At 71.1% G+C, this 14,085-nt stretch carries 13 protein-coding genes and 1 riboswitch; of the genes, 3 read left to right on the forward strand and 10 right to left on the reverse strand.

From position 1 onward, the window contains the following. Nucleotides 1–35: 35 nt before the first annotated feature. From ACIBJH_RS31330 to ACIBJH_RS31355, 6 genes are all read right to left on the reverse strand, one after another. Nucleotides 36–635 carry a TetR/AcrR family transcriptional regulator gene (locus ACIBJH_RS31330; protein WP_399120251.1) on the reverse strand — a complete coding sequence of 200 codons (600 nt, stop codon included), beginning with the start codon at nt 633–635 and terminating at the stop codon, nt 36–38. A 23-nt stretch (nt 636–658) separates the two neighbouring features. Then, on the reverse strand, nt 659–1,234 hold the full coding sequence (locus ACIBJH_RS31335) for a GAF domain-containing protein (RefSeq protein ID WP_399120253.1): 576 nt from the start codon (nt 1,232–1,234) through the stop codon (nt 659–661). Nucleotides 1,235–1,295: 61 nt separating this feature from the next. Further along, a complete protein-coding gene (locus ACIBJH_RS31340; protein WP_399120254.1) occupies nt 1,296–1,913 on the reverse strand; it encodes a GTP-binding protein in 618 nt (205 codons plus the stop codon). After that, nucleotides 1,891–2,262: a DUF742 domain-containing protein gene (locus tag ACIBJH_RS31345; protein WP_200708959.1), complete on the reverse strand. Its 372-nt coding sequence runs from the start codon at nt 2,260–2,262 to the stop codon at nt 1,891–1,893. Before ACIBJH_RS31345 ends, ACIBJH_RS31340 begins: the two co-directional genes overlap by 23 nt. 2 nt (nt 2,263–2,264) lie before the next feature. Further along, a complete protein-coding gene (locus ACIBJH_RS31350; protein WP_019069670.1) occupies nt 2,265–2,699 on the reverse strand; it encodes a roadblock/LC7 domain-containing protein in 435 nt (144 codons plus the stop codon). 71 nt (nt 2,700–2,770) lie between these two features. Then, complete coding sequence (locus ACIBJH_RS31355) at nt 2,771–5,074, reverse strand: ATP-binding protein (protein ID WP_399120255.1); 2,304 nt, start codon at nt 5,072–5,074, stop codon at nt 2,771–2,773. A gap of 548 nt (nt 5,075–5,622) precedes the next feature. Between ACIBJH_RS31355 and ACIBJH_RS31360 the strand changes: the two genes are divergently transcribed. Continuing rightward, nucleotides 5,623–6,009 (forward strand): hypothetical protein, encoded by a 387-nt coding sequence (locus ACIBJH_RS31360; RefSeq protein WP_399120256.1) that lies wholly within the window; start codon nt 5,623–5,625, stop codon nt 6,007–6,009. A 64-nt stretch (nt 6,010–6,073) separates the two neighbouring features. Here the strand turns inward: ACIBJH_RS31360 and ACIBJH_RS31365 are convergent, their stop codons facing one another. Then, a complete protein-coding gene (locus ACIBJH_RS31365; RefSeq protein ID WP_399120257.1) occupies nt 6,074–7,294 on the reverse strand; it encodes an MBL fold metallo-hydrolase in 1,221 nt (406 codons plus the stop codon). A gap of 209 nt (nt 7,295–7,503) precedes the next feature. Here ACIBJH_RS31365 and ACIBJH_RS31370 point away from each other — a divergent pair, with 209 nt between their 5' ends. Together ACIBJH_RS31370 and ACIBJH_RS31375 are read left to right on the forward strand one after the other, a co-directional pair. Then, the gene (locus ACIBJH_RS31370) at nt 7,504–8,682 is read left to right on the forward strand and encodes a Glu/Leu/Phe/Val dehydrogenase dimerization domain-containing protein (protein ID WP_399120258.1); all 1,179 of its coding nucleotides are present in this window, start codon (nt 7,504–7,506) and stop codon (nt 8,680–8,682) included. 44 nt (nt 8,683–8,726) lie between these two features. Then, nucleotides 8,727–9,341, forward strand: coding sequence for a TetR/AcrR family transcriptional regulator (locus tag ACIBJH_RS31375; protein ID WP_399120259.1), 615 nt, complete (start codon nt 8,727–8,729; stop codon nt 9,339–9,341). 257 nt (nt 9,342–9,598) lie between these two features. On the opposite strand, the gene ACIBJH_RS31380 is transcribed toward ACIBJH_RS31375, so the two are convergent. The 3 genes from ACIBJH_RS31380 to ACIBJH_RS31390 all read right to left on the reverse strand — a co-directional run bounded on the left by ACIBJH_RS31380 (nt 9,599) and on the right by ACIBJH_RS31390 (nt 14,026). Beyond that, nucleotides 9,599–10,384, reverse strand: a complete 786-nt coding sequence (locus ACIBJH_RS31380; protein ID WP_019069676.1) for an SGNH/GDSL hydrolase family protein — start codon at nt 10,382–10,384, stop codon at nt 9,599–9,601. Between the two features lie 189 nt (nt 10,385–10,573). Continuing rightward, a complete protein-coding gene (locus tag ACIBJH_RS31385; protein WP_399120261.1) occupies nt 10,574–11,485 on the reverse strand; it encodes a peptidoglycan DD-metalloendopeptidase family protein in 912 nt (303 codons plus the stop codon). Between the two features lie 4 nt (nt 11,486–11,489). Next, nucleotides 11,490–11,652: riboswitch (cyclic di-AMP (ydaO/yuaA leader) on the reverse strand. A gap of 301 nt (nt 11,653–11,953) precedes the next feature. Next, on the reverse strand, nt 11,954–14,026 hold the full coding sequence (locus ACIBJH_RS31390) for an alpha-galactosidase (RefSeq protein ID WP_399120262.1): 2,073 nt from the start codon (nt 14,024–14,026) through the stop codon (nt 11,954–11,956). Nucleotides 14,027–14,085: the final 59 nt, after the last annotated feature.

Raw genomic sequence — 14,085 nt, forward strand, 5'->3', positions numbered from 1 at the left:
TCGACGCACCGCACGCACCGACACCGGGCCGCCGTTCAAGCGGCGCTCGCCCCCAGCAGGGCGCGGCAGTTGGACCAGAGGGGGGTCAGTCGCCCGGTGTTGTTGTAGAGCTTGGCGAACATCACCTGGCCCTCCAACTGTGCGACGACGGACCGTGCCGCCTCCCCGGTGTCGGTCACGGTGACGTCGCCGCGGTCGCGGGCCTCGGTGACGACCGCGTCGACCATCTCGACCTGGGCGTCGAAGATCTCCTGGAGCCGGGTGCGGACGGCCTCGGTCTGGTTGCTCATCTCCAGGCTGAGATTGCCGAACAGACAGCCCAGTACGGTCCCGCAGCCCTGCTGTCCGGCGCGCAGGCCCGCCTCCGTCTCCTCGAACAACTGCCGCAGCCGCTCCAGCGGTTCGGCGTCCCCACCGAGGACACGGGTCCACTCCCGCCGCTGCTCCGCCCAGTGCTCGTCGACGACGGCCAGCGCGAGGGCCTCCTTCGACTCGTAGAAGTAGTAGAAGCTGCCCTTCGGCACCCCGGCCGCCCGGCAGATCTCGGCCACTCCGAGCGCCGAGTAGCCGCGCGCCTCGAAGAGCGCGCGCCCGGCGGCGAGGATCTTCTCTCCGGCATCACTGGTCCTACCCATACGGCAACTATACGACCGGTCGGCTATGAGCCACCGAGCCCCTCCAGCCGGGCCACCAGCTCCGCCGCGGTCGACTTGATCGTCTCCAGCCCCGGCCTCCCCCACGGCCGCGGCTCCGTGTCGACGACGCACACGGTGCCGAGCACCATCCCCGTGGAGTCGATGAGCGGCGCCCCCAGATAGGAACGGATGCCGAACTCGTCGACGACCGGGTTCCCCGCGAACCGCGGATAGTCGCAGACATCCTCAAGAACCAGCGCCTTGCGTCGCACCACCACATGGGGGCAGAACCCGTATTCACGCGCCAGCTGCCGCCCCACCTCGGGCTTGGCGTGCTCCCCTCCCTTGGCGGCCCGGGGCAGCCCCGCACCGCCCGGAGTGTGCAGACCGGCGAAGAACTGCCGGTCCTCGTCAATGAAGTTGACCATGGCGTACGGCGCCCCGGTCAGCTCGGCGAGATGGTCCGCGAAGGCGTCGAGCGCCGGGTCCGGGTGCTTCCCCAGACCCAGCCCCCGCAGCCGTCGCACCCGCCCGGGTGCCTCCTTGTCCTCGGGCGTGAGCAGCAGACGACCGGCCGGACGCGGCGGGTCGTAGCTCATGGGCGTACTCCGTCCCTGTGGACGTATGTCATAGAGGAACTCCGTGAAGGGTGTGCGGGGATCACATGTGGGCCCCATGGCTCGGCGCGTGCGCCGGGGCGTGTTCGATGAGATGGCGTACGAGGGTGAGCAAGGTCTGCACCCCGGAACTGGAGATCCGCGCGTCGCAGCGCACGACCGGGACCCCGGGGTCGAGATCTATGGCGGCCCGCACCTCCTCGGGGTCGTAGCGGTAGGAGCCGTCGAACTCGTTGATCGCGACGATGAATCCGAGGCCGCGCTGCTCGAAGAAGTCGACGGCGGCGAAGCACTCCTCCAGGCGGCGGGTGTCGGCGAGGATGACCGCGCCGAGCGCGCCCTCGGACAGTTCGTCCCACATGAACCAGAACCGCTCCTGTCCGGGCGTGCCGAACAGATAGAGCACATGTTCCGGGTCGAGGGTGATCCGGCCGAAGTCCATCGCCACGGTCGTCTCGACCTTGTTCTCGATGCCTTCGAGATCGTCGGTCGCGGCACTGACCGTGGTGAGCAACTCCTCCGTGCTGAGCGGCGCGATCTCGCTCACCGCGCCGACGAAGGTCGTCTTGCCGACGCCGAAGCCGCCCGCCACCAGGATCTTCAGTGCGGTGGGGAAGGGATCGTGGCCGCTCACGTAGTCAGAGCTGTCGTCGTAGTCCATCGAGCACTGCCTCCAGAAGAGACCGGTCAGTGGGGTTGTGGTGGAACTCGGGCGGCTTGGTGGTCAGCGCTCCGCAGTCGACCAGGTCCGACAGCAGCACCTTGGTGACCACCGCCGGCAGCTTCAGGTGGGCGGCGACCTCGGCGACCGAGACGGGCGCGCGGCACAGGTCGAGCGCCTGCGCGTGCTCGGGGCCGAGATAGCCGAGGGGGGTGGAACCGGTGGCCATCACCTGCGACAGGAGATCGAGCGCGATGGACGGCCGGGTACGGCCGTTGCTGACCGTGAAGGGGCGCACAAGACGTCCGGCCGCGTCGTCCAACCAAGGCCCGTCGCCGGCCGTCGCCACGCTCAAGGCCTCATCGCAGGGGATTCGACGGCGTGCTGGCGGGGCGCGGTCACGAGGTAGGGGCGGACGCTCTTGACCAGCATCGCCATCTCGTAGCCCAGCACGGCGGCGTCGGCCTCGCGGCCGGCCAGCACGGCGAGACAGGTGCCGGAGCCCGCGGTGGTCACGAACAGCAGCGTCGAGTCGAGCTCGACGACGACCTGCCGGACGTCCCCGCCGTCACCGAAGCGGACGCCCGCGCTCCGGCCGAGGGAGTACAGGCCGGAGGCCAGGGCCGCCATGTGGTCGGCGCTGTCGGGGTCGAGCCCGTGGACCGACTTCACGAGGCCGTCGCAGGAGAGCAGTACCGCGCTGGTGGTGTGCGGTACGCGCTGCACGAGGCCGCTCATCAGCCAGTCGAGATCGGATACATGGCCGGTCGGCGCGTCGCTCGCCATGGTGGATCGACTCCTTGGGGTACGAAGGTCTGCGGGAGCGCGGGTGGGGGTGGAGGTGGGGGCGTGCGTGGTCATCCGGCTGATGCGCTCCCGTCGTGCCGGGCGGTGAGGTCGTGACCGGGCGTATGCGCGTGGGCTTCGGTTATGGGGGCGGCGTCCATGTGGGGGGCGAGGAAGAAGCTGTCCGCGCCGGTGCCGGTGCCTGCGTTGGTGCCCGCACTGGTGCTGGTGCCGGTGCCCGCGCTTGTGTCGAAACCCGTGTGGTCGGGGCCCGAGTGGTCGGAGCCCATGTGGTCGGAGCCCGTGTGAGGCCGGCTCATATACACCCCGCCTGTGTGCACGCCGTTCGCATGCGCCCCGTTCGTGTGCGGGAACTCCGTGTGGCTTGCCTCCGTGTGGGCCGACTCCATGTGTGCCGTGTCCATGTGTGGGACATCCACGTGAGGCAGCTCCGCATGCGGCACCTCCACGCGCCGGACGTCCATGTGCGGGACCTCCACGTGCCCGACGTCCACGTGAGGGACCTCCACGTGCGGAACGTCCACGTGAGATGACGCCATGTCGGTCGCCTCCTCCACCAACTCCGTCGCTTCCATGTGCTGTTGTGCCTCCGCGAGGCCGATCCCGCGTTGGAAGGCCGCCATCAGGTCCGGGTCGTGGCCGACGGGGTGTTCGGAGTCCTGGCGGGGTGCGGGGCCGTCGCGGAGTTGGGGTGCGATGTGTTCCTGGGCGCGGCGCCGGGGCAGTTGGGGCGGCTTGCCCATGGTGCCGCGTACCGCGCCGCCCCGCGGGACGGGCGGCGTGGCCGCGTTCGCCGCCACGGTGTGCCGGTCGTCGGGCCGGATGCCGGGTACGGCCTCCGCCGGGTTGGCGCGTTCCGCGTGGGCGCCGCGCACGGGCAGTGGTACCGGTCCGCCGCCGTTCGGCACCGGCGCGACGGGCGGTGCGGAGTCCCGTCGTTGATGCCGTCCGGGCGCGGCGGGCGTCGCCCCGGGCGCACCCCTCCGGCCGGCGGTCCGCCGACCGCCTTCGGCACCTCCCTGGGCCCCGCCCGTCCCACCCTGCGTCCCGCCTTGCGATCCGCCCTGCGGGGACTGCTGCGGAAGCAGAAGTGGACGCCCCCCGCCCATCGTGTCCTCCGGCCGGCCTACGGCTCCGGAATCACCCGGCGCCGTACCCAACAAGGCCTGTGGCACGACGAGTACGGCCTGTACGCCGCCGTAGATGTTGTTCTGGAGACGGACGTGGATGCCGTGGCGGCGGGCGAGTTGGGAGACCACGAACAGGCCGATGCGGCCGTCGGCCAGCAGGCTGGCGACGTTGACCTGGTCGGGGTCGGTGAGCAGGGCGTTCATCCGGCTCTGTTCGCCGACGGGCATGCCGAGTCCGCGGTCCTCGACCTCGACGGCGAGCCCCGAGGTCACGAGGTTGGCGCGGAGCAGGACCTGGGTGTGCGGAGCGGAGAACACCGTGGCGTTCTCGACGAGTTCGGCCAGCAGGTGGATCACGTCGGCGACGGCGTGGCCGCGCAGGGTGCCGTCGATGGGCGGCACGAGTTTGACGCGGGAGTACTGCTCGACCTCGGCGATGGCGGAGCGCAGCACCTCGGTCATGGAGACCGGGTTGCTCCACTGTCTGCGGGAGACGGCGCCGCCGAGGACGGCGAGGTTCTCGGCGTGGCGGCGGATGCGGGTGGCGAGGTGGTCGACGTGGAAGAGGCCCTTGAGCAGGTCGGGGTCCTCGATCTCGTTCTCCAGCTCGTCGAGGATGGAGATCTCCCGGTGCACGAGGGACTGCAGGCGCCGGGCGAGGTTGACGAAGACCTCGACCTTCTGTTCGCTGCCGGCCTGGCTGGAGAGCTGGGAGGCGGACACGACGGCGGTGACGGCGCCGTCGTGGGCGCGTGCCAGGTCGGCGGCGAGCAGGTCGAAGTCGTCGGCGTCCCCCGGCGGCCGGCCGCGCGGCTTGCGCTGGGGCGGGCCCTCGCCGCGGCGCAGCGCCTCGACCAGGTCGCGCAGATCGGCCTCGCCGCGCGCGCTGTCGCGGCGCAGGGCGCCGACGCGGTCGCTGACGGAACCGGCCGCGCGGCCCGCGGCCACGGCGGCGATCAGGATGCCCGCGCAGGTCACCGCGGTGGCTCCGGCGAGGACGCCCCAGAGGGTGAGGCTGGTCCGTGCTCCGGTGGAGCGGACGGTGAACAGGACGGCCGCGCTGGCGCTCAGCGCGACCGCGACGGGCGGGAGCACGGCGAGGCGCAGGAGCTGGGACCGTATGTGCGTCTCGGGCAGCGCTGGCACGGGTCGGGCGGCCGGTCGCCCGTGCCGGCCGCCCTCACGGCGGTCTGCGCGTGCGGCCGGTGCACGGAGTTGAGACATCGGCGTCCTCGTACTGGTGCGTCGGACCTGTTTGCTCGCGCGGGGTGCGCGATTCGGGCATACGCCATCGCGGTGCCGGTCGGGAGAGCCGAAAAAATCGGCCCCGCGTCGCCCGGCGGACACTCACAGTAGTCGTCAACGCATCAGGTGCGGTGGGCAGTTGACAAAGTCCCCCGGAGAGCGTCCCGCTCTGGTATGAGGCTTCGCACGACAGACCGATAACTCCGACGGCCGCATGCCGAAGAAGGACAAAGAACCGATCGCCCCTGATCGGAACCGGTCACGAACGGGCGCCGGGGGCCGGGGAGTTCGGTGCCGCCCGGCTCCGCCGTCCGACCGCTCCGGGCCCGGCGGCCGGGCCGGCCGAGCGATTTCAGGCGATCCGTCCCATCGTCCGCCGCGGCCCCGGCACATCACAGGCAGTGTCCGCCGGAGGGCGTCCGCTGAGCATGCGGAACCGATCCTGTCCGGGCGTTGTCCGGGCAGTAGTGGCGTCTCTTCTGTTTCTGATCCTGGTTCTCTCGCCGTTCGTGACACCGTTCGTGTGCGTGGCCGCGGCCGCGGGACTCGCCTGGCGGGCCTGCCATCGGCTGCCGGTCAGCGGGTGGCGGCGGCTGCCGAGCGTCGGGACCTGCGCGCTGGTGGCGGTGCTGGCCGGCTCGGCGGCGCTCGGCGCGTACACGTGGGGCGCCATGTCGGGGTTCTACATCCTGGACCCGGGCCAGATGTGTGCGGCGATGGGTGCGGCGGGCGACCACGTCGTGACACGGATGACGCTGCCGGTCAGTTCGCAGTGCGTCACGTCGGGCGGCGTGGGCACCGAACTGGTGCCGGGCTGGGTGAACCCGGTGGTCTTCCTGGGACTCTCCCTGCTGGTGCTCGCGTTCACGACGGGGACCTACGCGGGGGTACGGCGGCTCCGCGCCCTGCAGTGAGACATCCCCCTCGACGACGCGGCGCACCCGACCGCCGACGCCGTCGAAGGGACTGTCGCCCGTGTCAGCGTTCGCTCGCCAGGTCGAGTTCCGCCTGGGGCTCCGCCGCCTTCGACTCCGGCTCGGACCCCGCTCCCGACCCCACCGGCTCGGCCCCCCGCCAGGGACGCGCGAGCGTGCCCCCGAAGGGCCCCCACCAACGGTCCGTCGTCAGTTCGGCACCCGGTTCGAACGGCTCGCCCGGCCTCGGTGTCGCCACCGCCTGGCCCGCCGCTTCCGCCGCGTCCGCGGTCCACTCGCCGGGCTCGGCCCACGCGTGCAGCGCCAGATTGAACGTGGCCCAGTGGATGGGCAGCAGCACCCCGTGCGCCTGCCCGCCCTGGAGGTCGAGGTGGGCGCGCATGCCCTCCTCGGGTGTCATGTGGATGTCGGGCCAGAACTCGCTGTAGGCGCCGATCTGGATCATCGTGGCGTCGAACGGGCCGTGCGCCGCGCCGATGTCCTTGAAGCCCTCGAAGTAACCGGTGTCGCCGCTGTGGTAGATCCGGTGCTCGTCACCGGCGACGACCCAGGAGGCCCAGAGGGTGTGCTGGGTGTTGCGCAGGCCCCGGCCGCAGAAGTGGCGGGCCGGTGTCGCGGTGAGGGTGAGGCCGCCGACCTTGGTCTCCTCGTTCCAGTCCAGCTCGCGCAGCCGGTCCGGGGAGACACCCCAGTGCTCCAGGTGGGCGCCGACACCGAGCGGCACGGCGAACAGGGTGTCCGTGTCGGCCAGTGCCTTGATCGAGGGCATGTCCAGGTGGTCGTAGTGGTCGTGCGAGATGACCACGACGTCGACGGGACCGAGGGCGGCCAGTGGCAGGGGCACCGGGTGCAGCCGCTTGGGGCCGGCGAACGGGAACGGGGAGCAGCGTTCGCCCCAGACCGGGTCGAAGAGGACCCGGTGGCCGTCGATCTCCGCGAGCACGCTGGAGTGGCCCATCCAGGTCAGGCGCAGCCCGGTGGCTGCGGGCCCGGCCAGGTCGGCGAGGGTGGTGGCGTGCACCGGCAGCGTGCCGTCGGGGGCACGGCGGACGCGCGCCTCCTTGTCCAGGTAGGCCTTGCCCATCTCGCGCATCGTGCCGCCGGACGGGCGGACGTTCGTGTTGCCCCCGGGGTTCTGGAAGACCCCGTCCTTGAAGTGGGGCGATCTGCGGATGCGCGCCAGGCGCTCGCCGCTCGGGTCCGCGCCGAAGGCCGCGGGCTGCAGCGCGCGGAGCCCGGAGCTCAGGGTACGGATTCCGGTCACGGTGCCTCCAGGTGGAGTCGGTCAGGCTTTCCATTATGGTCGACCCCTGTGACAACGCCGGTGCATCGGCTTCGCGGGGCCGTCATTCCAAGGAAAGACCAAAGTTCCGCGCCCGGGGTTGACACCGCGTCGCTGAATTCGATCTTCCGTTGACAGGGCACGGCCCCACTTCCGATACTGACTCGCCGTTCAGTACCCGAGGAGTCCGTATGACCGCCCCCTTGATGTCGCTCACCTGGACCGACCACGTCACCGGCCGCCGGGGCTTCCTGGTCGTCGACCGGCTGGTGCGCGGGGTGTCCAGCGGCGGGCTGCGGATGCGGCCGGGCTGCACCCTCGACGAGGTGGCCGGACTCGCCCGCGGCATGACCATGAAGGAGGCGCTGCACTACGACCCGGCGGGCCGGTACATCCCGCTGGGCGGCGCGAAGGGCGGCATCGACTGCGATCCCCAGGACCCGGTGTCGTACGGCCTCCTCGTGCGCTATCTGCGGGCCATGCGGCCGTACGTCGAGAGTTTCTGGACGACGGGTGAGGACCTCGGGCTCAGCCAGGACCTGGTGGACCGGGCCGCCGCGGAGGCCGGGCTCGTGTCGTCGATCCAGGCCGTGTATCCGCTGCTCGACGACGAGGCCGCGGCGCGGCGGCGGCTCGCGGACGCGTTCGCGGTCGAGGTGGACGGGATCGGTCTCGACGAGCTGGTCGGCGGCTGCGGGGTCGCCGAGTCGGTGCTCGCGGCGCTGGACCGGGCGGGCGTGCCGTACGCGGGGACGCGGGTCGCCGTGCAGGGTCTGGGGACCATGGGTGGGGCCACGGCACGGTTCCTCACGCGCGCGGGGCTGACTGTGGTGGCCGTCGCCGACGTCAAGGGGACGATCGTGAACCCGGCCGGGCTCGACGTGGACGCGCTGCTCGCGGCGCGGGACGCGTACGGCACCGTGGACCGGTCCGTGCTGCGCCCCGGCGACCGCGAACTCCCGGACGGGGACTGGCTGTCCGTCGAGGCGGAGGTGCTGGTTCCGGCGGCGGTGTCGTACGCCGTCGACACCACGAACCAAGCAGCTGTCACCGCGCGCTGGATCGTCGAGGCGGCCAACATGCCGGTGCTGCCGGAGGCGGAGGAGCTGCTCTCCGCGCGCGGGGTCGTCGTACTGCCGGACGTGGTCGTGAACTCGGGGACGAACGCCTGGTGGTGGTGGACCCTGTTCGGCGACATCGGCGCGGACGCGGACGAGGCGTTCGCGCACACCCGGCGTTCGATGCGCGCCCTGATCGAGCTGATGCTGGCCCGCGCGGAGGCCGACGGGACGACACCGCGCGCCGCCGCGCACGCCATCGTCGCCGACCGGCTGCCGGTCATCGCCGAGCGGTTCGGCTGGTACCGGTGAGGCACGGGGCAACGCGTTCGCGGGCCACGGAATAGGGTGGCCGCGTGGCGAGAGTGCGGTTGAGTGTGGCGGAGCGGCGTGCGGAGTTGCTGCGGGCCGCCGTGGAGCAGATCGAGGCGCGGGGTGTGGCGGCGGTCAGGATCGCCGACGTGGCCTCGGCGCTCGGGGTGAGCAACGCGCTGGTGCTCTATCACTTCTCGACCAAGGAGAAGCTGGTCGCCGCCGCGTTCACGTTCGCCGCCGAGGACGATCTCGCACATCTGCGCAAGCTTCTCGGCCGCCGTACGACCGCGCTGCGCCGGCTGCGGGCGGCGGTGCGCTGGTACGCGCCGACCGGGCAGGCCAAGGGCTGGCGGCTGTGGATCGAGGGCTGGGCGGCGGCGCTGCGCGAACCCGCGCTGCTGGAGGTGACGCGCGATCTCGACCGGCAGTGGAAGCGGGCGCTCGCGGAGGTCGTCGCCGAGGGAGTGATCGCGGGCGAGTTCCACTGCGCGGACCCGAACGCGGCGGCCCTGCGCCTGACGGCCCTCCTGGACGGCCTGGCCGTACAGATGACGGCTTACGGGGGCGCGGTGTCGCGGACGCGGGCCCTGGAGTGGGTCGACGAGGCACTCGCGCAGGAACTCGGCCTGGAACGGGCGGCGTTGACGACGCCCTGACCCGCCCCTCCGTGGACGGCGGCCCGTGGATCGGTGCGGCCACGCGCGCGCGGACGCACCGATCCACGGCACCTGGGCGCCCTGCGTGTCGGCCGCGGCCACGCGCGGACGCACCACCCCGGCCGAAGGAACGCGCGCCGTCACGTGCGGCCACACGCGTGCGGACGCACCGCGGTCGTCGTCGCCGCGCTCGGTCTCACGACACGTGCGGCCACACGCGCTCGAACGCGCCGGCGCCCCGCGAGCCCTACGCCCCGTCAAGCCACCCAGTCGATCCGCATCTTGATGTCGTCGGGCGACAGCGCGCCCTTGGCCTCCACATGGTCGCCGGAGGACTCGCCGCGCAGTCGGCGGCCGATCCACGGCACCAGGTACTCGCGCGCCCAGTGCACGTCGTCGCGGCGAATGTCGAGCGTGCCGCGCGGCGGAAGCGGCGGCCAGGGCTGGTCGGGGTCGGCCGGGACCTCGACACCGAGGACCTGACCGGCGCGGAGCGCCACGCGCGTGTGGCCCTCGGGAGAGAGGTGGAGCCGGTCGCCGTCCCAGGCCCGCCGGTCCTGGACCGTCTTGAGGGACCACAGGTCGAGCACCGGGCAGCCGTAGCGGTCGGCGATGGCCCGCACATGTCCGTTGTAGGTGGCGATCTTGCCGCGCAGATGCTTGAGCACCGGCACACCGCGGGTGTCGAAGCCGGTCGTCACCAGGACGGTGCCGACGGCGGAGGTGAGGTCGGCGACCGCGCGTTCGAAGCGCTCGGCGACCTCGTCGGGGTCGGTGCCGGGCCGGATGATGTCGTTGCCGCCCGCGCAGAAGGAGACCAGGTCCGGGCCGATCTCCTTGGCCCGGGTGAGCTGGTCGGCCACGATCTGGTCGAGCAGTTTCCCGCGCACGGCGAGGTTGGTGTACTCGAAGTCGCCCTCGGGCCGCCGGTCCGCGAGCAGTACCGCGAACCGGTCGGCCCAGCCGACCATCGCCCCGTCGGGCCCGGGGTCGCCGACGCCCTCGGTGAAGCTGTCCCCCACCGCCACGTACGACCCGATCACTGATCTGTTGTCACTCTTCGAATCGTTAGCCACAGCAACCATAATTCACCTTGGACTGTGACCTACGCGATCGTATTTTGGGGTTGACGAGCGGTGAGATAAGCCACTTGTAAAGGGTTGTCCAAAGTCGGAATAAGCCCCTGGCCAGGGGCGTTGACCCCGGGAACTGCCCTGCGCCGGGCCCCGACGTCAGCCGACGGTGACGCCGTGCGAGCGGAGGTAGGCGACCGGGTCCACGTCCGAGCCGTAGTACGGAGTGGTCCGGATCTCGAAGTGCAGGTGCGGGCCGGTGACGTTGCCGGTCGCGCCGGAGAGGCCGATCTGCTGGCCCTCGGTGACGGTCTGGCCGGCCGAGACGGACAGCTGCGACATGTGGGCGTACTGCGAGTACTCGCCGTCCGCGTGCCGGATGACGACCTCGTTGCCGTAGGCGCCGTCGTAGGCCGCCGAGACGACCGTGCCCGCGGCGACCGCCTTGACGGTGGTGCCGGTCGGGACGACGAAGTCGACGCCCGTGTGATAGCCGCTGGACCACATGCTGCCCGCGACGTGGTAGCCGGTGCCGATGGTGCCGCCGGTCACGGGGAGGGTGTATCCGCTGGAGGTGCTGGTGGTGTCGGCGCTCTGGGTGGCGGTCGACTTCTTCGACGACGAGGAGGAGGACGACGACGAGGACGAACCGGCCGACGATCCGGACGACTTGGTCGTGCTCGTCGTGGCCTTCTTGCCGAGGGAGAGCTTGAGGCCCGGGTGGATCAGCGACGGGTCGGCGCCGATGGCCTCGCGGTTGTCCTGGTAGATCTTCTTCCAGCCGCCGGTGACGTCCTGGTCCTCGGCGATCTTCGCGAGCCAGTCGCCCGCCTTCACCGAATACGTCTTCACGCCTTCGGTCTTCGCGGTCGCCGCCTTCTCCGTCACCGTTTTCTCGGCGACCGGAACCGACTGAACGGCCTTTTCCGGAGCGGAAGTCGAAGGGGCGGCATGGGCGCCGGTGGCCCCCATGAGCGGAAGGGCGAGCGCGGCGCCGCCGGTTCCGGCTGCGGCTATCGAGCGGCTGAGGCGCTGGGACTTGGGGCGGCGGTGCTTACCCTTCGCGGGCATGACGAATTCCTCTCCGGCGCCTGCGGGGTGAGCTGTCGGGTGCGGGCTGGAGATGCCCGGCCGCGCGCTGGTCGCGGCTTTACCCCAAGCCCGTTCCGGAGACCGGAACAGGCGTCCTACCTGTGGGTCCCCCGCTCCTGCCGCATACGGGTGGGTGTGTGCGGAGTCCGGTCGGCGGCAGGATTGGGCGTCCGTCCGGATTGGTGGCGAACGTAAGCGAGGAAGACGCAAAGGGACAAGCAGGAGGTTCCACGGTTTTGGGTTTCTTGTGACTTCCTGTGGGAATTCACAGTCACCCTCCGTGAATTCCCACAGAACTTCCCCCTCAATTACCCTGGAAAAGCACGTCAATTACGTGAACATGACCAGCGACGTACGGTCACGGGTATGACGCTGCTCACGTACAAACTCTCAGGTTCCCTTATTCCAGAGCGAGTTGTAACGAAGGCTGCAATTCGGGCAGAAGGCTCAGATGCGACGCAGCCGGAGAACCGTCGCATCGAGGTCACCGCGCAACCCTGTCCGCAGCCCGTGGTGCAACAGGACGGCACCCCGGTGGACTTCACCCGTTTCGAGGCATTCGTACGACGCCGTCGGGTCGAGCCCGCGCAGCCGGAGCGCCGGTACCGGCTCGCCGTAGTGCTGCGCCTGGAGCAGGGCGAGGACGACGCTCTCGTCGCCGCGCGTGTACTGCACGGCGCTCAGTCCGCCGGTCGGCGGGCGCAGCCGGTGGAGGTCGCCGCGCTGCACGAGCGGCCGAATCTCCTTGTAGAGGGCGATCCACTCGCGGGCCTCGGCGAGTTCCTCCTCGGTCCACTCGGAGAGGTCGCCGCCCACGCCGAGCACCCCGGCCATGGCGCTCACGAACCGGAAGCGCAGGCTGCTCACCCGGTCGTTGAGCTGGGTGTTGGGGCTGTCGGTGACCCAGGCGGCCATCACGCGCGCGGGGTGGATCTGGCTGAAGCCATGCTGGATGGCGAGCCGGTCGAGCGGGTCGGTGTTGTCCGAGGTCCACACCTGGTCGGTACGGCTGAGGATGCCGAGGTCGATCCGGCCGCCGCCGCCCGAGCAGGACTCGAAGGCCACACCGGGGTGGGCCTCCCGCAGCCGGTCCAACAGGGCGTACAGGGCGCGCACATGGTCGACCCAGAGGCGCTGCGGATAGGCGTCGCCGGGCCAGCCCGCGTCGGTGAAGCAGCGGTTGAAGTCCCACTTCACATAGTCGATGGGGGCGCTGGAGAGGAGCCCGTCGAGCTGCTCCCAGAGATACTCCTGGACGTCCTCGCGGGCGAGGTTGAGGACGAGCTGATTGCGGAACTCCGTCCGCTTTCGTCCCTCTTGGTACTGCACCCAGTCCGGGTGGGCGCGGTACAGGTCGCTGTCCGGGTTGATCATCTCGGGCTCGACCCAGATGCCGAACTGCATGCCCAGGGAGTGGACGCGGTCCGCAAGAGGCTTGAGGCCGGCGGGGAAGCGGTCCGGGTTGGGGGTCCAGTCGCCGAGTCCGGCGCGGTCGCTGGTGCGGGCGCCGAACCAGCCGTCGTCGACCACGAACAGCTCGACGCCGGCCGCCGCGGCGCGCTGCGCGAGCACCTCCTGCTGCTCCTCGGAGATGTCGAACTGCGTGGCCTCCCAGGAGTTGTAGAGCACCGGGCGGTCCTTGTCCGCGTCCGGGACGACGTACGTCCGCTGGTAGGCGTGCCAGGTGCGGCTGGCGCCGCCGAAGCCGGCGTCGCTCCACAGGGCCGCGAAGAGGGGTGTCGTGAAGGACTCCCCGGGCGCGAGGCTCAGCAGCCCCGACTCGTCGTACCCGGCGCCGCCGGTGATCTGCACGCGCGCGTCCGGGAGTTGGGCCACGGCGATCCGCCAGGACCCCGACCAGCCGAGGGCGCAGCCGTAGACCTCGCCGCGTTCCTCGGTCGCGTCGGTGTCGAGCGCGACCCAGGGGAGGTACTGGTGTCCGGTGTGGCCGCGGCGGCTGCCGATGACCTTCTCACCGTAGGTGAGGGGGGAGCGCACCAGCCGTGACTCGGCGGCCCAGCGTCCGTGCACGTGCGACAGCTGCCACTCCTCGCGGTCGGGCAGGGTCCAGGTCGCGGAGTCGGCGCGCAGCAGCTCCAGCGGCTCGGTCCCCTCGTTGTCGAGGACGGTCCAGCGTTCCACGACGTCGCCGCGCGTGCGGTAGTGCAGGGTGATCGTCAGTCCGGCGTCGCGGAAGCGGAGCCGCAACTCGTCGCCGTCGGTGTCGTAGCGGTCGAAGGTCCACTCGGTGCCGCGCCGCTCGGCCGTGCGCACCGACAGGGCGGGGCGGACGAAGCGGGGGCCGCCCTCGACCGGGTACTCCTCGTGTCCGTCGAGCGGGGACTCGAAGGAGGAGCCGCCGGGGAGCGGGCGGGCGGCGAGTTCCTCGGCGTCGGCGAGCGCGATACGGGGACCCCAGTGGAGATGGAGCAGTTCGTCGCGCTCGGTGAGATGGACGGCGTAACTGCTCGTGGGTCCGGACAGCACCCACGTACGGCCGTTCTCGGCGGTCTCCAGCATCAAGTCCCTCACAGATTCGAACAAGTCCACTCAAGCGCCAACATCATCAATGGTGCGGG

Origin of the sequence: Streptomyces sp. NPDC050548 (assembly GCF_044457385.1) — a bacterium.
In the GTDB taxonomy this organism is placed as follows: Bacteria; Actinomycetota; Actinomycetes; order Streptomycetales; family Streptomycetaceae; genus Streptomyces.

What these genes read in the sequence shown, in the direction of transcription:
- ACIBJH_RS31340 (WP_399120254.1), bottom strand. Translation starts at nt 1,913, where the DNA reads ATGGACTACGACGACAGCTCTGACTACGTGAGCGGCCACGATCCCTTC.
- ACIBJH_RS31350 (WP_019069670.1), bottom strand. Translation starts at nt 2,699, where the DNA reads ATGGCGAGCGACGCGCCGACCGGCCATGTATCCGATCTCGACTGGCTG.
- ACIBJH_RS31390 (WP_399120262.1), bottom strand. Translation starts at nt 14,026, where the DNA reads ATGCTGGAGACCGCCGAGAACGGCCGTACGTGGGTGCTGTCCGGACCC.
- ACIBJH_RS31355 (WP_399120255.1), bottom strand. Translation starts at nt 5,074, where the DNA reads ATGTCTCAACTCCGTGCACCGGCCGCACGCGCAGACCGCCGTGAGGGC.
- ACIBJH_RS31330 (WP_399120251.1), bottom strand. Translation starts at nt 635, where the DNA reads ATGGGTAGGACCAGTGATGCCGGAGAGAAGATCCTCGCCGCCGGGCGC.
- ACIBJH_RS31370 (WP_399120258.1), top strand. Translation starts at nt 7,504, where the DNA reads ATGACCGCCCCCTTGATGTCGCTCACCTGGACCGACCACGTCACCGGC.
- ACIBJH_RS31385 (WP_399120261.1), bottom strand. Translation starts at nt 11,485, where the DNA reads ATGCCCGCGAAGGGTAAGCACCGCCGCCCCAAGTCCCAGCGCCTCAGC.
- ACIBJH_RS31335 (WP_399120253.1), bottom strand. Translation starts at nt 1,234, where the DNA reads ATGAGCTACGACCCGCCGCGTCCGGCCGGTCGTCTGCTGCTCACGCCC.